The organism is Brevundimonas huaxiensis (assembly GCF_014218725.1).
GTDB classification, from domain to species: domain Bacteria; phylum Pseudomonadota; class Alphaproteobacteria; order Caulobacterales; family Caulobacteraceae; genus Brevundimonas; species Brevundimonas huaxiensis.
The window spans coordinates 1-13,900 of sequence record NZ_JABBJE010000009.1; the positions used below are offsets into that span (position 1 = coordinate 1).

General features: G+C 64.5%; 15 protein-coding genes and 1 tRNA gene. 6 read left to right on the plus strand and 10 right to left on the minus strand.

Features of this window, described 5'->3' with window-relative positions; translation table 11 throughout:
• Positions 1–58: 58 nt before the first annotated feature.
• The 3 genes from HF680_RS14015 to HF680_RS14025 are packed head-to-tail and all read right to left on the minus strand — an operon-like array spanning position 59 to position 2,297.
• The gene (locus HF680_RS14015; RefSeq protein ID WP_185225483.1) at positions 59–868 is read right to left on the minus strand and encodes a hypothetical protein; all 810 of its coding nucleotides are present in this window, start codon (positions 866–868) and stop codon (positions 59–61) included.
• Positions 865–1,617 carry a PP2C family serine/threonine-protein phosphatase gene (locus HF680_RS14020; RefSeq protein ID WP_185225484.1) on the minus strand — a complete coding sequence of 251 codons (753 nt, stop codon included), beginning with the start codon at positions 1,615–1,617 and terminating at the stop codon, positions 865–867. The genes HF680_RS14015 and HF680_RS14020 overlap by 4 nt, the downstream gene beginning before the upstream one ends.
• Positions 1,618–1,619: 2 nt before the next feature.
• Positions 1,620–2,297 (minus strand): vWA domain-containing protein, encoded by a 678-nt coding sequence (locus tag HF680_RS14025; RefSeq protein ID WP_185225485.1) that lies wholly within the window; start codon positions 2,295–2,297, stop codon positions 1,620–1,622.
• A gap of 179 nt (positions 2,298–2,476) precedes the next feature.
• On the opposite strand from HF680_RS14025, the gene HF680_RS14030 reads away from it, so the two are divergent.
• Entirely contained in the window at positions 2,477–3,241 is a 765-nt protein-coding gene (locus tag HF680_RS14030; protein ID WP_205196298.1) for a thermonuclease family protein, read from the plus strand.
• Between the two features lie 104 nt (positions 3,242–3,345).
• A complete protein-coding gene (locus HF680_RS14035; RefSeq protein WP_185225487.1) occupies positions 3,346–4,617 on the plus strand; it encodes a DUF2130 domain-containing protein in 1,272 nt (423 codons plus the stop codon).
• A gap of 297 nt (positions 4,618–4,914) precedes the next feature.
• Here the strand turns inward: HF680_RS14035 and HF680_RS14040 are convergent.
• The 3 genes from HF680_RS14040 to HF680_RS14050 form a co-directional block, all read right to left on the minus strand.
• A tRNA-Arg gene (locus tag HF680_RS14040) sits at positions 4,915–4,991 on the minus strand.
• 168 nt (positions 4,992–5,159) lie between these two features.
• A complete protein-coding gene (locus HF680_RS14045) occupies positions 5,160–5,957 on the minus strand; it encodes an SDR family oxidoreductase (protein ID WP_185225488.1) in 798 nt (265 codons plus the stop codon).
• A complete protein-coding gene (locus HF680_RS14050) occupies positions 5,954–6,259 on the minus strand; it encodes a 4a-hydroxytetrahydrobiopterin dehydratase (protein WP_185225489.1) in 306 nt (101 codons plus the stop codon). Before HF680_RS14050 ends, HF680_RS14045 begins: the two co-directional genes overlap by 4 nt.
• Before the next feature lie 158 nt (positions 6,260–6,417).
• Between HF680_RS14050 and HF680_RS14055 the strand changes: the two genes are divergently transcribed.
• The 4 genes from HF680_RS14055 to HF680_RS14070 are packed head-to-tail and all read left to right on the plus strand — an operon-like array spanning position 6,418 to position 10,012.
• A complete protein-coding gene (locus HF680_RS14055; RefSeq protein WP_045811808.1) occupies positions 6,418–7,119 on the plus strand; it encodes a Crp/Fnr family transcriptional regulator in 702 nt (233 codons plus the stop codon).
• Positions 7,120–7,170: 51 nt separating this feature from the next.
• Entirely contained in the window at positions 7,171–7,956 is a 786-nt protein-coding gene (locus HF680_RS14060; protein ID WP_185225490.1) for a class I SAM-dependent methyltransferase, read from the plus strand.
• Positions 7,944–9,524, plus strand: coding sequence for a 2-polyprenylphenol 6-hydroxylase (ubiB, locus tag HF680_RS14065; protein WP_185225491.1), 1,581 nt, complete (start codon positions 7,944–7,946; stop codon positions 9,522–9,524). The genes HF680_RS14060 and ubiB overlap by 13 nt, the downstream gene beginning before the upstream one ends.
• Before the next feature lie 14 nt (positions 9,525–9,538).
• Entirely contained in the window at positions 9,539–10,012 is a 474-nt protein-coding gene (locus HF680_RS14070) for a hypothetical protein (protein WP_185225492.1), read from the plus strand.
• Positions 10,013–10,015: 3 nt separating this feature from the next.
• Here HF680_RS14070 and arfB read toward each other — a convergent pair whose 3' ends face one another.
• The 4 genes from arfB to HF680_RS14090 all read right to left on the minus strand — a co-directional run bounded on the left by arfB (position 10,016) and on the right by HF680_RS14090 (position 13,817).
• Entirely contained in the window at positions 10,016–10,420 is a 405-nt protein-coding gene (gene arfB / locus HF680_RS14075; protein ID WP_017505001.1) for an alternative ribosome rescue aminoacyl-tRNA hydrolase ArfB, read from the minus strand.
• Positions 10,417–10,875, minus strand: a complete 459-nt coding sequence (locus HF680_RS14080) for a YaiI/YqxD family protein (protein WP_185225493.1) — start codon at positions 10,873–10,875, stop codon at positions 10,417–10,419. Before HF680_RS14080 ends, arfB begins: the two co-directional genes overlap by 4 nt.
• Positions 10,876–10,998: 123 nt before the next feature.
• Positions 10,999–12,339: an amidohydrolase family protein gene (locus HF680_RS14085; protein ID WP_185225494.1), complete on the minus strand. Its 1,341-nt coding sequence runs from the start codon at positions 12,337–12,339 to the stop codon at positions 10,999–11,001.
• Positions 12,339–13,817, minus strand: coding sequence for an amidohydrolase (locus tag HF680_RS14090; protein WP_185225495.1), 1,479 nt, complete (start codon positions 13,815–13,817; stop codon positions 12,339–12,341). Before HF680_RS14090 ends, HF680_RS14085 begins: the two co-directional genes overlap by 1 nt.
• Positions 13,818–13,900 lie beyond the last annotated feature (83 nt).

Sequence of the window (13,900 nt, forward strand, 5' to 3'; positions counted from 1 at the left end):
TCTGCTCTTCCGTGAATCTCGCTCGTTTCATTCCGTCCGTCCTTTCAAGGGCCGGACTCTAGCTCCGCGTGGAGGAAATTCTCAGGGGCACGTCAGTTATAGTGCCAGGTGGCGGAACCATCTGCGTCTGCGCTGAGCGGACTCTTGAGAAGGCGAACTTGTTCTGCGCGATCGCTTCGCCGATGCCCAAGTCAGAACCGGTCGACCTACCAGCATACGGATGGCGACCCATCGCGAGCAAATGGAAGATGGCGACGGCTAGTCCAAAACGATCGTGCGCGTGGATCCGAGCGACTGTTGCTAAGCTTCGACCGTGCAGCTCTGGTGGGGTGAAATCGGGAACGCCGACGACACAGGGATAGGATGTTCCTGCCGCCGTGAACTGAAAGCTATCAGCGTCGATCAGCGCCACCGTCGCGTCCGTCGACACGAGCACACCGGAGTGATTGAAGTCTCCGATGACGCAGTCGGTCGTGTGAATCTTCCCGACAGCGCTCGCCAGGTTCACCGCTGCCCGAACGACGAAACGATAGTCGGCACTGGGAAAATGTGAGCGGCGAGACTTCGGACTGTAGAGTTCGTGAAGCGGGCGGTACCCGCTCACGAGGCGCATCATGAACCCTAGGAAGCGACCTTTTGGATCTGTCACTACGTCAGAGGGAAACGCGACCAGCTCCGTCGATCTTGCGAGCGCGTGCGTGACCATCGCACGCACCTTCTCCTCCCGCGTTCCGGCAAGCGCCGCATTGTAGAGCTTGGCGGCCTGATCAGGTTTTCCAGCGACCGCGTAGACTTCGCCCTCGCCGCCCTTGCCGATCCTCTTACCTAACTGGTACGTCGTATTCCCGACGCGAATGGTCTTGGTCATGGCCGACGAGACAGCAGAATAAGCGTCTTGTCGTCGTCCGTGCGATCATTCACGCGATCGCTGTCTAGATAGCTGGCCAAATGCCCTGACAAGGGAGCGAGGCGTCCGCTGCCTGGTGCGTTGTCGATCGCCTTGATCATGGGGTCGAGAAAAGGCCGGTGCGCCTGTTGCTCACTATGATCGAGCGCAATCGTCTCAATGCCATCTGAGAATAACGCGAACCCATCGAAGCTGACGGCTTCTCGAGCGAGATTGAGGCGAGGAGACGGGCTGTCGGTCACGAAATAGGTTGTGGAGGCGTACTCGCCAGACTCCGGCCAAAGAGGGACTGTCCAACTTCCATCAGCTCTGCCAGCGACAACGCTATCCCCCACTTGAATGACCAGCGCTTCGCTATCGGTCGCAAAGACCGCCGCTAGTGTCGCCGCGAATTGGCGTGGCGCGGACGCGCGACGTTCTGCGGCCCGTGAGATCCGATCGCGGATGGCGTCGATCCAGTCGGAGATAATCTGATCTTCTGGAAGGCCTGGTGAATTAGTTGACCAGCTTTGAGCTTGCGCAAGGAACTCTCGGCAAACAATCCAAGCACCGGGGCCGCCATACGTGGCGCTGCCTGCGCCATCGGAGACGACGGCGCAAATGCGACCGTTACCCGTGCGGCGGACGCCGTACGCGTCCTGTCGGGGCGCTCCCGTTCTTAGATGCGACGTGCCGATGGTAGAGGCTGCCGCCCAACGCCATGCCGACACGGTTAGCCGGCCACTGCCCAGCCGTCAGGCCCTGTCGGATTCTCAAGGGGAACCTGATCGCCAGGGTTCGAGCGAGACATTGCGCTCAATGAGCTTGAGAGCCATGCGAACAACTCGCGGAACGCTAGACCTTTGAGCTTGAGGGGTTGGCGCGTAGCGATCTCGGAGAGGATGGACATATCAGCGCCTTCGACAGCCGCCGCGTAGAACATGAATTCCTTTTTCTCCTCGCCGTCGTGCACCAACCGTTTGGCCTCATGCCAATTATCTGTCGGTGCGCCGTCAGTGATAAGGAACACCCAAGGACGGTAGTATTTGACCCCGTTTTGTTTGTACCTGTCCTTGCGGTCGCGAAGCATCTGGAGACCGTGTGCAATCGCTTGCCCCATGGGAGTCGCTCCGGAAGCCACAAGGTTCTCTGGATAGAACGCGTCGACTGTCGAGAAGTCGGACACGGTGTTCACCGGGCCAAACGTCACAATTGCCAACTCGACGCGCTTGGCGGCTAGGCTATCTTCGAGCAGCTCTTGTTTGAACGAAAGGAGGCCCTCGTTGAGCTGCCGAATCGGCTCACCCGTCATCGAGTAAGAGGTATCCAGCAGGAGTAGGCAGGGGCACCGTTGTTCGGGGTTCTCAGCAAACTCTGCGTCGGCGAACGGTTGCTGTTCGAAATCGGTCATTATGAAACCCCCACAATCGGACGAGATTTGTAGCGGTCAACGTTTGGGGTAGCTAGGGCGGAATCGTCGCCTGGTTGCGTTTCATTGCTCGCTAGGATGAACGGCTGGAATTCTTTCGCAGTTGCGAGCCTTCAGTGCAGATCACGACAAACCCCCTGAGACCCTTTTCACGAATGCCGATGCTCCTGCTCGCGCTGGCGTCATTGGCGTTTTCCGCGTGCGACCAGATCGGGGTAGTGGCGCAGAAAACCAATGACCTCATTGGCATCAGTCCGCGTTCAGAGCCCGCCGTGACCTTTCGCGCGCGTGTTGTCGGCGTGACCGACGGCGACACGCTGACTGTGCTCGATGAGAGCAATCAGCAGCACACGATCAGGCTTGCCGAAATCGACGCGCCCGAACGTGGGCAGCCGTGGGGAGCGCGCGCGAAGCAGACGCTATCATCGCTAGTGTTCGGCAAAACAGTTTCGCTGCAGCAGACCGACACTGATCGCTACGACCGTGTCGTGGCGCGCATGTTTGCCGACGGGGAAGATGTCAATCGCGCGATGGTCGGGCAGGGCGCCGCGTGGGCTTACAGACGATACCTGAGTGACCAGACACTGATCGATGTCGAAGCGAGAGCTCGCCGGGACCGGCTGGGGCTGTGGTCGCTCAGCGATTCCGAGACAGTTGAGCCATGGGAATGGCGAAAGGGAAAGCGCGAGGGTGACGGAAACATCCCAACCGACGGCCCCCGCGAAGTTCGTTCACTCGTCGCCCCACGTCAGAGCGTGGTGACCGAACCGAAAGACGGTAGGTTTAGCTGCTCTGGCAAGCGCTATTGTCGCCAGATGAGTTCGTGCGCGGAAGCTCACTTCTATCTGCGGCAATGCGGGGTGGCTTCGCTGGACGGCAACAGCGACGGCGAACCGTGTGAAATGCTCTGTGGGACCGCCCACTAGAGCGAGCGAACAAGACAACCTCTCCGACCGCTTCTGACGTATCTTCGCGCTAGCCCTCGATTCGAAAACGTTAACGGTCGAAGGCCGATGGGAGGAATACGACGATGAACGAACCCACGATCACGTGCCCGAACTGCAAGTCAGACATCAAGCTTACCGAGTCTCTGGCAGGTCCGCTGGTCGAGCAAACCCGTCGCGCTTTCGCTGAGCAGCTTTCTGCGAAAGACAAGTTGGTTGCGCAGGCTCAAGCCGAGGTCGCCGCTGAAAAGAAGCGCATCGAACTTGAACGCCAAGCGATCGACGCGACGCTCAGCGACAAGTTGGATGAAGCTCGAAAGCAGATCGCCGCCGATGAGGCCGAGCGCGCAAAGCGCGTCGTGGCCGCCGACATGGAAGAGCGAGATCGCAAGTTCGTCGAGCTCCAGGAAACCCTGGCCAGCCGAGAAGAGAAGCTGAGGCTGTCACAGGCCGCAGAGGCTGAGATGCTGAAGAAGCAGCGTGAGCTCGATGACAAGCTCCGAGAGGTGGATCTCGCTGTGCAGCGGCAGGTCAATGAGGGGCTGGAGGTTGTTCGAGCGACAGCCAAACAGGAAGCCGAAGACGCGCTTTCGTTGAAGGTCAAAGAACGCGACACGCAGATCGCGTCGATGCAGCAGAAGATTGAAGAGCTGAAAAAGAAGGCCGAGCAAGGGTCTCAGCAGCTTCAGGGGGAAGCGCAAGAACTGATGCTCGAAGACATGCTGCGCGCACGTTTTCCGTTCGATCAGATCGAACCGATCGGGAAGGGCGAGTTCGGGGGCGATGTCCTTCAGCGGGTGGTTAATCCAGCCGGTCAGGTTTGCGGATCCATCCTGTGGGAAACCAAGCGCACGCGAACGTGGAGCGACGGCTGGCTCAGCAAGTTGAAGGGGGATCTGCGAGCGGCGAAGGCTGACCTCGCGCTGATCGTTTCACACGCGCTGCCAAAGGACATCGAGACGTTTGGGCAGATGGAGGGGGTTTGGATCACCGGGCCGAAGTGCGCCATGCCCGTCGCGATGAGCTTGCGCGAAAGTCTGGTGCTCATGAACGGGGTGCGGGCGGCAGGGGAGGGGCAACAGACCAAGTCTGCGTTGATGTATGACTATCTGACCGGCCCTCGTTTTCGTCACCGTATCGAAGCGGTCGTCGAGAAGTTTTCAGAGATGCAGGATGACCTCGCTAGCGAGCGCAAAGCAACGATGAAACGATGGGCTAAGCGCGAGCAACAGCTGCACACGGTGCTGGACTCGACGGCGGGGCTATATGGCGATTTGCAAGGGATCGCTGGCCGATCAATGCTGGAGATCGGCGCCCTAGAAGCGCCTCTGCTGGAAGGCCTGGACGACGAGGCCTGATCGGTTGATCGTCCCCATCGCGGGCGAAATCCTCGCGCCAGATCCCTCTCAGAGCAAATTCAGAAAATTGCCCAAGGCTATTTCAGGACGGATTCAAAAACGGGATGCCGTGAACGAGTCGTGCGTAGGAACATCACGTCCTCTCCGGACAGTCGAACTGCGCCTCTTATCGAATCACCGAGCCGCCCTACTGCCTGAAACGCGAGCTTCGGCAGGATACTTACTTATGAAGCGATCTATGAAGGCATAACGGCCGACGGACAATTCGCTTGTTACTCAACGGCTTGGCAAGAAAAATGGCGCACCCGACAGGATTCGAACCTGTGACCTCTGCCTTCGGAGGGCAGCACTCTATCCAGCTGAGCTACGGGTGCGTCGACCGGCGCGACGCCGGAACAGGCCGCTTACAGCATGGCGCAAGCGGCCTCAATCCCGAATGCGCGATGCTGCCGCATGATCGGTCAACATCTCTGCGAACGAGACGGCCTCAAGCAGCGCGAAGCGCGATAGGCCCAAAAAGAAAGCAATAGGGCGCTCGCGCCCTATTGCGCCGTCATGCCGCCGTCGATCTTAAACTCGGACCCCGTGACGAACTTGGATTCGTCGGACGCCAGGTAGAGAACGCAATAGGCGACGTCGTCGGGTTCGCCGATCCGCTTCAGGGGGATGCCCCGCGCGAGGCGCTCGTGCGCCTTGTTCTCGTCCCCGCCGGCCATGGCGATGAAGGGATCCAGGATCGGTGTCTTGATGAAGACAGGGTGGACCGAGTTGCAGCGCACGTTCCAATCGGCCTTGGCGGCCTCGAGCGCCAGCGTCTTGGTGTACATCCAGACCGCCGCCTTGGTGGCGTTATAGGCGCCCATGCCGGGGGCGGCCGCGAGCCCTGCGATCGAGGAGATGTTGATGATCGAGGCCGGCGCCGAGGCCCGCAGATGCGGCATGGCGTGTTTGGCGCCCAGCATGATGGAGCGCAGATTGATCTCGTACTGACGCTGCCAGTTCTCGATCGTGTCCTGTTCGACGAAGGCCAGCGGCCCGCCGACGCCGGCGTTGTTGACCAGCACCGACAGGCCGCCGAGATCGGCGACGGCGGCGGCGATCACGCCTTCCCACTCGGCCTCGCTGGCCACGTCGTGAGCATAGGCGAAGGCGGCGTCCGGAACTTCCGCATTGATCCGGCTCGCCAGGGCCTGAGCGCGAGCGGCGTCGATGTCGGTGACGGCGACGCGGGCGCCTTCGCGGGCCAGCATAAAGGCCATGGCTTCACCCAGACCGCCGGCTGCGCCGGTGATCAGGGCCGTCTTGCCGGCGACACGGCCGGGACGCGCGGCGCCGCTCACGACTTCACCCCCATGCCGGCCGCGGCGTCGTCAATGAAGCGGGCCAGGGTTACGTCCTTGTCCGTCACGCCACCGGCGTCGTGTGTGGTGAGCAGGATTTCGACACGGTCATAGACATTCGACCATTCGGGATGGTGGTCCATCTTGTCGGCCATCAGGGCGACGCGGGTCATAAAGCCGAAGGCGGCGTTGAAATCCGCGAATTTCAGCGTCCGCGTGATGGCCGGGCGATCGCCGTCATGCGCGCGCCAGGTGGGCAAATCCTTCAGCGTTTCCGCTACGTCAAGCCATGTGTCGGTCATCGCGTTTCCTCTTTTTCCATTTTGCGTAGGGCGCCTGATGGATGGCGGCAAGCGGCGAAGCCGTACGGATTTCGTCCAGGGAACCTATGGTCAAGCTTGTGCATTGATCGAGCAATGATCGTCGCTCTTCGGCGTCATTGGTCGCCAGCGGGGTTAGGATGGAAAATCTCTGGATCGCCGCCCTGGATGCGGCCGACCGCAAGCGGATCGAACCCCATTTGAAAGAGCGCGAGATCACACGCGGCCAGATGCTCTATGACGCCGGCGAGGCGGTCGATCAGGTCTGGTTTCCGATCAAGGGCGTGGTGTCGCTGATGACCATCCTGCCGGATGACAAGATGGTGGAGACGGCCGCCATCGGGCGCGAAGGCCTGATCGGCGTGACCTGCGGACCCTTCAATGCGCGCGCGGCCAGCCGCGCCATTTCCCAACGCGACGGGATCGCGGCCCATTGCTCGGCCGAGGTGTTCGGCGAGGCGCTGGAAGACAGCGAGACGCTACGCACGGCCCTGTCGCGCTTCACCGAAGGCTTGATGGCGCAGGTGCAGCAGGCGGCCGCCTGCAACGCCCAGCACCGGCTGGACGAACGCTTGGCCCGTTGGCTGTTGATGCTTCACGACCGGGCCGAGGATGACCGGATCGATCTGACCCAGGCCGATATCGCCGGCATGCTGGGCGTGCGTCGCGCCACGGTGTCGGAGGTCGGAACGGTGCTGGAGCGCAAGTCGCTGATCCAGCGGGGGCGGGGTTGGGTCAAGGTGCTGGATCGCGACGGCCTGGAGGCGGCGTCGTGCGGCTGTTACGGCCTGATGCGCGACGTGATGAAGGATTTGAAACTGCCGCAGCCCGAAGCGGCCTGATCGGGTGTCTCATCGGATGACGGGGACGCTGCGACGCGCTAGACGACGACTATGACCGACGCCTCCTCCCATGGCCCGCATTCGTCGGGCGATCGTTCCTCCTTCGGCTTTCGCGACGTGGATGCGCGCGAGAAGGTGAAGATGGTGCGCGGGGTCTTCGATTCCGTCGCCTCCAACTACGATGTGATGAACGACCTGATGAGCGTCGGCGTCCACCGCATCTGGAAGGACATCGCCGCCGCCAAGCTGAACCCGCGTCCGGGCGAGACCATTCTGGACGTCGCGGGCGGCACCGGCGACATGGCGCGGCGCTATTCCAAGATGGCGCGCGCAGCCCAGGAGCGGCGCGGGGGCGAGGACGCCAAGGTTATCGTGCTGGACTACAACGCCGAGATGATCCTGGCGGGCGTCCAAAAGGGCGGCGAGCCGGAGATGCAGTGGAGCGTCGGCGACGCCATGAATCTGCCGCTGCCTGACGCCTCGGTCGACGCCTATTCGATCAGTTTCGGCATCCGCAACGTGGCCCATATCGACAAGGCCCTGGCCGAGGCGCGCCGGGTGCTGAAGCCGGGCGGCCGATTCTTGTGCCTGGAGTTTTCGCGCCCCACCACGCCGATCCGCAAGGTCTATGACGCCTGGTCCTTCCACGCCATTCCGCGCATCGGCGGCTGGGTCGCCAAGGATCGCGACAGCTATCAGTATCTGGTCGAGAGCATCCGTCGCTTCCCCGATCAGAATATGTTCAAGGGGATGATCGAGGACGCCGGCTTCCGCCGCGTGTCCGTCACCAATCTGTTGGGCGGGATCGCCGCCATCCATCATGGGTGGGCGATCTGACCAGCCGGATCTATCGCACGGCTCCGCCGCCGCCCGCGACGGTCGCGGTCCAGAACCCGGTTGCGTCCTTCCTGCGCCTGCTGGGCTGGCTGTGGGTTCTGGCGCGTCATGACGCCCTGATCCCGCGGGAGGTCACGCCTCTTCTGCCGGCCTGGACGCGGCCGTTCGCTCGGTTCGTGCAACTGTTCGCCGGCCGCGCCGGGCGTCAGGGTCGGCCGGGCCAGAGGCTGGGCAAGGCGTTCGAACATCTGGGCCCCGTGGCGATCAAACTGGGTCAGGTTCTGGCCACGCGCGCCGACATCTTCGGGCTGGAGTTCGCGCGCGACCTTGGCCGGTTGAAGGACGCCTTGCCGCCGTTCTCTCTGGAAGAGGCGCGCCGCGAGATCGAGAAATCGCTGGGTCGGCCGGCCGAAAGCCTGTTCATCGACCTCAGCCCGCCGGTCGCCGCCGCCTCCCTGGCCCAGGCGCACCGCGCGACCCTGGCCGATGGGCGGGCCGTCGCGGTCAAGGTGCTGCGGCCTGGGGTTGAGCGCCGGGTCGCCAATGGCCTGGATTCGATGCGTCTGGCCGCGCGGCTGGTCTGGCGGCTCGTGCCGATGGCGCGGCGGCTGGAGCCGTCCGCCTTTGTCGAGACCATCGCCAACTCGCTGGATCTGGAGCTGGACATGCGGCTGGAGGCCGCAGCCGCCAGCGAGATGGCAGAGGTGCTGGCCAAGGACGGATATATGTCCGCCCCGGCCGTGATCTGGGACGGGGTGGGCAAGCGCGTGCTGACGCTGGAGTGGGCGCAAGGCGTGCCCATGACGGATCCGGCGCTTACGGACCTGCCGGGCATCGACACGGATCAGCTGGCCGACAATGTCGTGCGCGCCTTCCTGGTCCAGGCGTTGGACCACGGGGTGTTTCACGCCGATCTGCACGAGGGCAATCTGTTCGCCAGCGCGCCGGCCCATCTGACCGCAATCGACTTCGGCATCGTCGGGCGGCTGGGACCGGCCGAGCGGCGCTATCTGGCCGAGATCCTGTGGGGCTTCATCAGCCGCGACTACGACCGGATTTCGCGCGTGCATTTCGAAGCCGGCTACGTCCCGCCGCACCATTCGGTCGAAACCTTCGCCCAGGCGCTGCGCGCGGTCGGCGAACCGGTGATCGGCCGCGCCGCCAGCCAGGTGTCGATGGGCCGTCTGCTGGGCCAGCTGTTCGAGATCACCGCCCTGTTCGACATGCGGCTTCGGCCAGAACTTATCCTGCTGCAAAAGACCATGGTCTCGGTCGAGGGCGTGGCGCGCCGGCTGCAACCCGATCACGATCTGTGGAAGGCCGCTCAGCCGGTGGTCGAACGCTGGATCCGCCGCGAGCTGGGACCGCAGGCCCAGGCGCGTGATGCGATCAACGAAATGATCGCCGCCGCCCGCGCCATCTCGCGCCTGGTTCAGGAGCCGCCGCGCCCGGCGGCCGTGGTCATCGAAAAGTCGGGAACTCCGGCTTGGGTGGCGGCTTCAGTCACGGTCGCGGTAATCGCGGCCCTGGCGGCCCTGGGCCTTTCGCTCTGGCCCTATCTGACCTGACCGGAGCCTTCGCTATGAAGCCGACCCTGATGAAGACCGCTATCGCCGCCGCCGTGCTGCTGGCGCCCTTGCCCGCCCTGGCTCAGGCCGCCGCCGGCGCCGTGCCGAACGCCTTCGACCGCCCGGCTCAAACCGCAGCGCCTCAAGCCCGCCCCGCCGCTGCGCCCGCAACGGCGTCCCCCGCCCAAGCTCCCGATATCGCCCGTTCGGAAGAGGCCTTGCGCGCCGTGATCGCCGACGCCCAGGGGACCGGCTTCGACTATTCGGATTTCACGACAGGTCTCGGAACCCAAATCCGGCAGCAGGAGGCCCAGGTGGTCCCGCTGATCAAAGGCTTCGGCGCCGTCAAGACGGTCGAATACGTCAAGCAGGAAGGCGAGGCCCAGATGTTCAAGGTCACCTTCGACAATCAGGTCACCGAATGGCTGATCGGCTTCGACGCTGAGGACAAGATCGCCGCCCTGCTGTTCCGCCCGGCCCAGAGCTGATCGTCAGTCCAGCGAAGGCTTGCCGCGCCCGGACTTGATCGAGGCGCGGGTCGTCTTGGCCTTAAGGCGGCGTTCCTTCGACGCCTTGGTCGGCCGGGTGGGCACGCGGTAGACGGGGCGGATTGAGGCCTCGTCCACCATGGCCTGAAGCCGTTCGATGGCGTCGGCGCGATTGCGCTCCTGGGTGCGGTGACGCACGGCGGTGATCAGGATCACCCCTTCCAGCGTCAGCCGGCTGCCGGCCAGCTTCATCAGCCGCGCCTTGACCGGATCGGTCAGCGACGGCGAGTTCTTCACATCGAACCGCATCTGAACGGCGGTCGAGACCTTGTTGACGTTCTGCCCGCCCGGCCCGCCCGCGCGGTAGAAGTGAAACTCCAGCTCGTCCTCGGGGATAACGGTGGTCATGTCGCCGCCTTGCGCGCCTTGACCACGGCCCGATCCAACGCCTGCAGGAAGCGCGAACGGTCGGCGGCCGAGAACGGCGGCGGACCGGATGTGGCCACACCCATCGACCGCAGATGTTCGCCCACCATCCGTCCCGCCAGGGCCGATCCGATGGAGTCCGGGGTGAAGGGCTGGCCGTTCGACTTCAGCGCCTGGGCGCCCGACTTCAGGCAGCGGTCGGCCAACGGGATATCGGCGGTGATGACCACGTCGCCTACGCCCGCCCGCTCTGCGATCCAGTCGTCGGCGATGTCGGGGCCGGCGTCCACCACCACCTGTTCGATCAGCGCCTCGCGCGGAACCTGCATCCAGGTGTTGGAGACGACATAGGTCTTCAGCCCATAGCGGCGGGCGACGCGATACACCTCTTCCTTCACGGGGCAGGCGTCGGCGTCGATGTAGAGCACGGTGGGCATTCTTGGTTGGGCCTATCGCGCTTCGCGCTACTTGAGGCCCAGCATACTGAGTTCGCACAGCGCCCCAACCAAAAAGGGCGGGACCGTGCGGCCCCGCCCTTTCCGTTCAGACCAAAGCGGTCCTCAGTTGCGATAGGCCGGCGGCATCGGCGTCTGCTGGCGATAGCGGTCGCGCAGCATCAGCGGGCGGCTGGTCAGGGGCTGTTCGACGCCATTGACGAAGACGGCCGACGGCTGGCTAAGCGGCTCCAGCGGATCGCCGGACCAGACCACGACGTCACCCGCTGCGCCCGGCGCGATCTGGCCGAACTGCCCGGCCATGCCGAAGATCTTCGCCGGATTGACCGTCAGGGCGGCGATGGCGGCGCCATAGGGCAGGCCGTGCGAGACGGCGTTGCCGGCGTTGTAGCGGGCCTCGCGGGCGCGGTGGGTCGAGCCCTCATTGCCCTTGATGGCGATCAAGACGCCCGCCGCATTCAGGGCCGCCGCATTTTCCGCCCGCGCCGCCCGCATTTCGAAATCGCTGGGCAGGTTGGAGATGGGGTTCAGCAGCACCGGCACGCCGGCGGCGGCGATGTCGCCGGCGACCAACCAGCCCTCCTCGGCGCCGTCCAGGATCAGCTTGATCCCTTCCTCGCGCGCCAGGCGCAACACCTGCTGGATGTCCGAGGCGCGGTGGACGGTGACGATCAGCGGCAAGGTCCCGTTGGCGACGGGGATCAGAGCCTCGAGATCGGCGCGCGACAGGCTGAGGTCGCGCAGGCCCGCCCGCTCATAGGCCGACTTGTTGCGGGCATAGAGGCGGACCTCCGACAGCGTCTCCTTGAACAGGACGAACTGCGCCCCGCGCGCGCCGCCGGCGATGTCGGCGCCCGCTTCGCCGAAGGGGGCGACCATGGCCACGCGCGGCTTGACCAGGATGTTCGAGCCTTGACCCAGGTTTATGATCGCCGCCTGACCCGCGAACAGGCCCGGCGTCTGATAGCCGCCGTCGCCGGCGCCGGCCGTCTCGTCCTCATGGACATGGCCGCCGGACGAGCCGGGATGCTGGGGCACGACGATGGCGCGGGTGATGCCGCCCAGCCGCGCGACCGGCAGGGTGAAGGACCACGGGTCCAGACCATACGAGATGTCGAAGGCGGCGCTGAGGGTATTGGCGCTGTTACGCAGTTCGTTGGTGCCGCTGACCGAGCCGACCTCGGTCCCGGCCAGGCCGGAGTCCACGGCGACGAAACCGGGCGCAACCGTCCTGCCCGCCGCGTCGATGACGCGGGCGCCGGACGGCGCTGCACCTGAGCCCACCGAGATGATCTTGCCGTCGCGCATGACGACCGTGCCGTTTTCGATCACGGAGTTTCCGGTCAGGATGCGCCCGCCGACGATGGCGACGGTTTCCTGCGCCATCGCAGGAACGGCAAGAGACAGGGCCGCGACGGCGCCCGCGAGGATGTGAGACAGGCGCATCAGCGGGCTCCTTCCGTGACGTTGGCGGCGGTCAGGCCATAGCCCGGCTGACCCAGTTCGAAGTCGCTGGTCGGCTGATAGGCGGGATTGCTGCGATCAAAGGTCAGGGCGCCGTCGATGAAGACCTGATCGGCGCGGGCGTAGATCGAGAAGGGATCGGCGCTCCAGATCACCACGTCGGCGCGCTTGCCGGGCTCCAGCGACCCGGTCTGGTCGGCGATGCCGATGGCCTTTGCAGCGTTGGAGGTGATCCAGCCGATGGCGTGTTCCTCGGAAATGTTCAGCCCGGCGCGGCGACCGGCCGACAGGGCGGCGGCCGCTTCCTGGTTCAACCGCTGGGTCAGTTCGGCGTCGTCGGAGTGGATGACGGCGCACGATCCCTGTTGGGCGTCGACCAGGGCGGCGTTCTCCTCGATGGCGTCCAGGGCCTCCATCTTGAAGCCCCACCAGCCGGTCCACATGGCCGCGCAGATGCCGTTGGCGGCCAATTGCGGCGCCAGCTTGTAGGCCTCGGTCGCGTGGTGGAAGGTCGTGATGCGGTAGCCGAACTCCTTGGCCATATCCATCATCAAGGCCATCTCGTCGGCACGGTAGCAGTGGTTCTGGATCAAGATCGACCCGTCCAGAACGCCCATCAGGGTCTCGTTCTGCAGGTTGCGGGTCGGGGCGGCGCCTTCGCCGTCCTCACGCCACTTGTCCCATTTGGCCTTGTAGTCGCGCGCGGCGATGAAGGCGGCGCGATAGCCGGCCATATTGCCCATGCCCGTCGCCGGGCTCTGGTTGCGGCCGCCATAGACGCGCGACGGGTTCTCGCCGCAGGCCATCTTGACCGTATAGGGCGCAGCCGGGAACTTCAGCCCCTGCATGGTGATCGAGGGCACGTTGCGGATCGTGACGCCGCGTCCGCCGAACAGATTGGCCGAGCCGGGCAGGATGTGAAGCGTGGTCACGCCGCCGGCGCGGGCGGTGTTGAAACCAGGGTCCTGGGGCCACAGCGAATGTTCGGCCCAGACCTGGGCGGTGTTCGGGCTGGTCGCCTCGTTGCCGTCGCTCATGCCGCTGACGCCGGGCGACGGATAGACGCCCAGGTGGCTGTGCACGTCGATGACGCCGGGGGTGACATAGCGGCCGCGCGCCTCGACGACGCGATAGCCGGCCGGAACGGGGGTCGAGGCGTCGCCGACGGCGGCGATCTTGCCGTCCGTGACCACGACCACGCCGTTCTCGATCTTGCGATCCGTGCCGGTCAGGACGGTGGCGCCGACCACGGCGAAGTTCTCACGCGGCAGAGGCTGATAGGTGGAGGGATAGGGATCCAGCGTCGTCGCCGGATCCAGGCCGGCGGCCAAGGTCCGGTCCTTCGACGGCTTCGCGGCCGTATCGTCAGGGGTCGAGCCGGTGGTGGCGCAGGCCGACAGGCCCAGCACGGCGCATGTGATGGCCGCGAGGCTGGCGCCCCGCAGATGATGTCCGATCATCGAAATCCCTCTCCCGCGATGCGTCAGCCCCGACGCCGCTTGTGACGGGCATAGAAGGGCGTTCGGCCGCGACCGTCAAAAGG